The sequence below is a fragment of the Mesorhizobium sp. M4A.F.Ca.ET.022.05.2.1 genome (assembly GCF_003998845.1).
GTDB lineage: Bacteria > Pseudomonadota > Alphaproteobacteria > Rhizobiales > Rhizobiaceae > Mesorhizobium.
On sequence record NZ_RZOJ01000433.1, the window covers coordinates 1 to 5,053 of the forward strand.

Sequence of the window (5,053 nt, forward strand, 5' to 3'; positions counted from 1 at the left end):
CGTCTAGGCTGCGGCCAGATTTCCGGAGCCGCACAGACCAGTCATGCAGACCTATGATTTCATCATCGTCGGCTCCGGCTCGGCCGGTTCGGTGCTTGCCGAAAGACTGTCGGCATCGGGCCGTTTCTCGGTCCTGGTGCTGGAGGCCGGCGGCACCGACCGCCGCTTCTACGTCCAGATGCCGCTCGGCTACGGCAAGACCTTCTTCGACCCGGCCGTCAACTGGAACTATAAAGCGGAGCCCGATCCTGGCCTTGGCGGAAACGCCGACCACTGGCCGCGCGGCAAGCTGCTCGGCGGGTCAAGCTCGATCAACGCCATGGTGTATATCAGGGGCGCGCGCGAGGATTTCGACGCCTGGGCAGCCGCCGGCAATCCAGGTTGGAGCTACGACGACCTGCTCCCCGCCTTCAAGGCGCTGGAGGACAATGAAGCCGGCGCCAACCAGTGGCGCGGTGTCGGCGGCCCGTTGCGCATCACCGATTGCTCGGACGCGGTGCATCCGCTGACGAAGCGCTACCTGGCGGCCGCCCAACAGGCCGGCCTGCCGTTCAATCCGGACTTCAACGGCGCCTCCCAGGAAGGCGTCGGCATCTATCAGATCACCACCAAGGACGGCCGCCGCATGTCGACCGCCCGCGCCTTCCTGCGCCCGGCGATGCGGAGAAAAAATATCCGCGTCGAGACAAACGCGCTGGCGACGAAAATCGTGTTCGAGGGCAAGCGCGCCGTCGGTGTCGAATATCAGCAGAACGGCGAGACCAGGACCGCGCACGTTGGCCGTGAGGTCATCCTGTCCGGCGGCTCCATCAACTCGCCGCAGCTGCTGCAGCTCTCCGGTGTCGGCCCGTCGGCGCTGCTCGGAGACCTCGGCATTCCGCTCATCCACGCCAACGAGAATGTCGGCGCGAACCTGCAGGACCATGTCGGCATCAACTACACGTTCAAGGGCAGGCTGCCGACGCTGAACCAGATCCTGCGCCCCTGGTGGGGCAAGCTCATGGTCGGCATGCAGTACATCCTGTTCCGGTCCGGGCCGCTGTCGCTGTCGATGAACAATGCCGGCGGTTTCTTCCGCACCGACCCGACCCTGGCGCGGCCGAACATGCAGCTCTATTTCCAGGCCTTCTCCACCGTCATTCCGAAGAGCGGTGAGCGCCCGATCCTGACCCCCGACGCGTGGCCCGGCTTCTCGATCGGCCTTTCCAACTGCCGCCCGTCGAGCCGCGGCGAGATCATGATCCGCTCGAGCAATCCGCGCGACTATCCGCGGATCACGCCCAATGCCTATTCGACCAACGCCGATGTCGACGAGATGCTGGCGGCGGTGAAGTTCGTGCGCAAGATCGCCGCGATGCCGGCGATGGCCGAGATCATCGAGGAAGAGGTTTTGCCCGGTCCGTCAATCACTTCCGACGCCGACCTGATTCAGGATTTCAGGAAGCGCTCGGGCACCGTCTACCATCCGGTCTCGACCTGCCGCATGGGGCCGGACGCCGCGCGCGCCGTCGTCGATCCGCGCCTCAGGGTGCACGGGATTGCCGGCCTGCGCGTCATCGACGCCTCGATCTTTCCCGACAACATCACCGGCAACACCAACGCCGCCTCGATCCTCACCGGATGGAAGGGCGCCGAACTGGTTCTGGAGGATCAGAAATGAAGATCACCGACGTCAAGACCTGGGTTGTCGGCAACCCGCCGCCCGGCATCGGCGGCAAGTATTTCATCTTCGTCAAGCTCACCACCGATGGCGGCGTGGTCGGCTATGGCGAGGCCTACAACGCCACCTTCTCCGGCCACGTCACCGCCAGGATGATCGAGGACATGGCCGAGCGTTATCTTGTCGGCCGCGATCCGCACGATATCGAGAACCTCTTCCGCCGCATCTATTCCTCCGGCTTCACCCAGCGCCCGGACGTTTCCGGCATGGGCTGTTTCTCGGCGCTGGAAATGGCCTGCTGGGACATCATCGGCAAGGAAGCCGACAAGCCGGTCTACAAATTGCTCGGCGGCCAGGTGCACGAGACGCTGCGCTCCTACACCTACCTCTACCCGCACACTGGCAGCGTCCATTCCGAGGACGCGCGCGGCAAGAATGTCTACAACGACCCGGAGATGGCCGCCGCCTGCGCGCTCGAATATGTCGAGCAGGGCTTCAACGCCGTCAAGCTCGACCCGGCCGGCCCCTACACCGCCTTCGACGGCCACCAGCCGCGCCTAATCGACATCGACCTCTCTGCCCGTATGGTGAAGGCGATCCGCGAGGCCGTCGGAAACAGGGCGGACATCCTGTTCGGCACACATGGCCAATTCACCGCTTCGGGCGCGCTGCGGCTTGCCCGCGCCATCGAGCCCTATGACCCGCTATGGTTCGAGGAGCCGGTGCCGCCCGACATGCCCGAGGTGATGGCGCAGGTGGCGCGCGGTACGTCGATCCCGATTGCCACCGGCGAGCGGCTGACGACCAAGTTCGAGTTCGCTCGCGTCATCGAGAACCGCGCCGCGACCATCTTGCAGCCGGACCTTGGCCGCTCCGGCGGCATACTGGAAACCAAGAAGATCGCCGCCATGGCCGAGGCCTACCACATCCAGGTCGCGCCGCACTGTTATTGCGGGCCGATCGTCGGCGCCGCCAACATCCAGTTGGCCGTGACGCTGTCGAACTTCCTGATCCTGGAATCGCTGAAGCAATGGGACGGTTTTCACGCCACGTTGCTGAAGAAGAAGATCGAGTGGCAGGATGGCAACGTCATCCCGTCGAAGGAGCCCGGCCTCGGCGTCGAGCTCAATGAGGCGGTCTGCGACGCGCATCCCTACAGCGGCAAGGAACTGCATCTGCAGATGATGCAGACGCCGTTGATGCCGTGACCGCGCGGCCCGCTTACGCCTTCATCGGCCTTGGCCATCTTGGCGGCCACCTCGCCGCCAGCCTGGTCCGCGACGGCTTTGCCGTCACCGTCTTCGACCGCGACCCGGCAACCGTCGAGCGTCTGGTTGGGCTCGGCGCCAATGCCGCGAGCAGCCCGGCCGAGGCCGCCGCCCGCGCCGGCAATGCCGTCACCTGCCTGCCCTCGCCCAAGGTCAGCGAGACAGTGCTCGCCGGTCCCGGCGGATTGCTCGAAGGTCTGCCGAAGGACGGCACCTGGATCGAGATGTCGACCAACGGCCGCGACGAGATTGTGCGGCTCGCGGCACTGGCCTCAGCCAGGGGCATCGAGACGCTCGAATGTCCGGTCACCGGCGGCGTGCATCTGGCGGCGGCAGGCAGGATCACGGCCTTGGTCGGTGGTGATGCCGTGCTTTACGAGCGGCACCGGCCGGCCATCGAGGCGATGTGCGCAAAATCCTTCCTGATGGGTCCGATCGGCTCGGCGGCAGTGATCAAGGTCATCACCAACATGCTGGCTTTCATCCATCTTGTCGCCGCCGGCGAGGCGCTGATGCTGGCCAAGCAGGGCGGGCTGGACCTCGCCCAGGCCTACCACGCCATCGTCGCCTCCTCCGGCAACAGCTTCGTCCACGAGACCGAAAGCCAGCTGGTGCTCAACGGATCCTACGATATTGGCTTCACCATGGACCTGGCGCTGAAGGACCTCGGCTTCGCGCTTCGTATGGGCAAGGATTTCGGCGTGCCGCTTGATCTCGCCGCCCGCGTCAACGCGATCTTCGAGCAAGGCAAGGAAGCCTATGGCGGTGGCGCCTGGTCGACGCAGATCGTCAAGCTGCTCGAGGAGGCAGTCGGCACCGATCTGCGCGCGCCCGGATTCCCGTCCAAGCTTGAAATCTGAGGCGGCTAAACTTTACAAGCGATTTCAGCGATTTGGGCGGCTCGCCAGAACAAGGCCGGCAACCGCCTGAATCAGTTTCTCAACGTCTTGATTCAGTATCTGAGCGTCAGCGCTTCGGGCAGGATCTCGAACGTCGCCGGTATCCGGCCCGGCGACTCACCATCTATGTCGACCAGCGCGCCGTTCTTTTCCACATCGCCGAGCGGTTCGACAACCACTTTCTTGCCGCGCAGGATGGTGATCGCCGGATGGTTGCGGTGCCGTCCGCCATAGAGCAGCCGGATGTCCCAGATCAGCCTCAGCTTGCTCGCCGCACGCAGGATTACGATGTCGAAGGCGCCGTCGCCGAGTTCCGCGTCGGGCGCGATCATCATGCCGCCGCCGAAGAACTTTCCGTTGGCCACCGCCACCAGCGCCATCCGCGCTTCGACCGGCCGGCCGTCATCGACAGTGATCCTGACGTCCTGGAAGCGGTAGCGCATGAACTCCACCACGGTGCGCCAGAAGAACAGCGCCTTGGCAGAGACCTTGCCCTTGCGCTTGTCGGCATTGACCGCGCGGTCGGTCGCCCCTGAAAGCCCAAGGCTGGCAATGTTGATAAAATGGCGGCTGGCCAGCGCGCCATGATCGTCGATGTAACAGATGCGCCCGGCATCGATCTTGCGCGGCTTGGCTTCGGCGATGTGCTTCAGCGTGGCATCGATGTCGCGCGGCAGGCCGAGCCCGCGGGCAAAGTCGATGCCGGTGCCGCAGGGCAAGAGGCCGAGCTCGCATACCCGGCCGGTTTCGTCGAATGCCTGCAGCAGCCCGTCCGCCGTTTCGCTGGCCGTTCCATCGCCGCCCGCTGCGATGACCAGGTCGAAGCCGCTGGCGGCGAGGTCGAGCGCCAGCCTTTCGGCATCGCCTTCGGCCTGCGTCTCGCGCAGCTCATAGCCACCAAAATGCTCCTTCAGCGAAGCGCTGACCTCCGGCCAGTGCCGCTTCAGCCGGCCGCCACCGGCAATCGGATTGAGAACCACCCCGACCTTCAAGCAACCTCCCCAAGAGCATGATCCCGAACCGATAGGTCAGCGTAGCAAAAAGTGGGAACCGGTTTTCGGAAAGATCATGCTCCAACAAAGAATTGGATCAGGACGGCGATTCAACGAAACGTCATCCGGATCTAGGAATGTCAGGAGCGCTTGCGCCTGGAATCCTTTGCCGGTATTGAAGCCCGCGCCGCCTTGCGGGGCAAGCGCCGAATGTCCGCCAATACCGGATCATCG

4 protein-coding genes are annotated in these 5,053 nt (G+C 64.6%); 3 read left to right on the plus strand and 1 reads right to left on the minus strand.

Annotation, left to right across the window (positions count from 1 at the left end; all coding sequences use genetic code 11):
• Positions 1-43 precede the first annotated feature (43 nt).
• The 3 genes from EN745_RS29740 to EN745_RS29750 are packed head-to-tail and all read left to right on the plus strand — an operon-like array spanning position 44 to position 3,788.
• Positions 44-1,660 carry a GMC family oxidoreductase N-terminal domain-containing protein gene (locus EN745_RS29740; protein ID WP_127422892.1) on the plus strand — a complete coding sequence of 539 codons (1,617 nt, stop codon included), beginning with the start codon at positions 44-46 and terminating at the stop codon, positions 1,658-1,660.
• The gene (locus EN745_RS29745) at positions 1,657-2,868 is read left to right on the plus strand and encodes a mandelate racemase/muconate lactonizing enzyme family protein (RefSeq protein WP_127422893.1); all 1,212 of its coding nucleotides are present in this window, start codon (positions 1,657-1,659) and stop codon (positions 2,866-2,868) included. The genes EN745_RS29740 and EN745_RS29745 overlap by 4 nt, the downstream gene beginning before the upstream one ends.
• The gene (locus EN745_RS29750; protein WP_126058716.1) at positions 2,865-3,788 is read left to right on the plus strand and encodes an NAD(P)-dependent oxidoreductase; all 924 of its coding nucleotides are present in this window, start codon (positions 2,865-2,867) and stop codon (positions 3,786-3,788) included. Before EN745_RS29745 ends, EN745_RS29750 begins: the two co-directional genes overlap by 4 nt.
• 92 nt (positions 3,789-3,880) lie before the next feature.
• Here the strand turns inward: EN745_RS29750 and EN745_RS29755 are convergent, their stop codons facing one another.
• Entirely contained in the window at positions 3,881-4,819 is a 939-nt protein-coding gene (locus tag EN745_RS29755; RefSeq protein ID WP_126058715.1) for a diacylglycerol kinase family protein, read from the minus strand.
• Between the last annotated feature and the right edge of the window lie 234 nt (positions 4,820-5,053).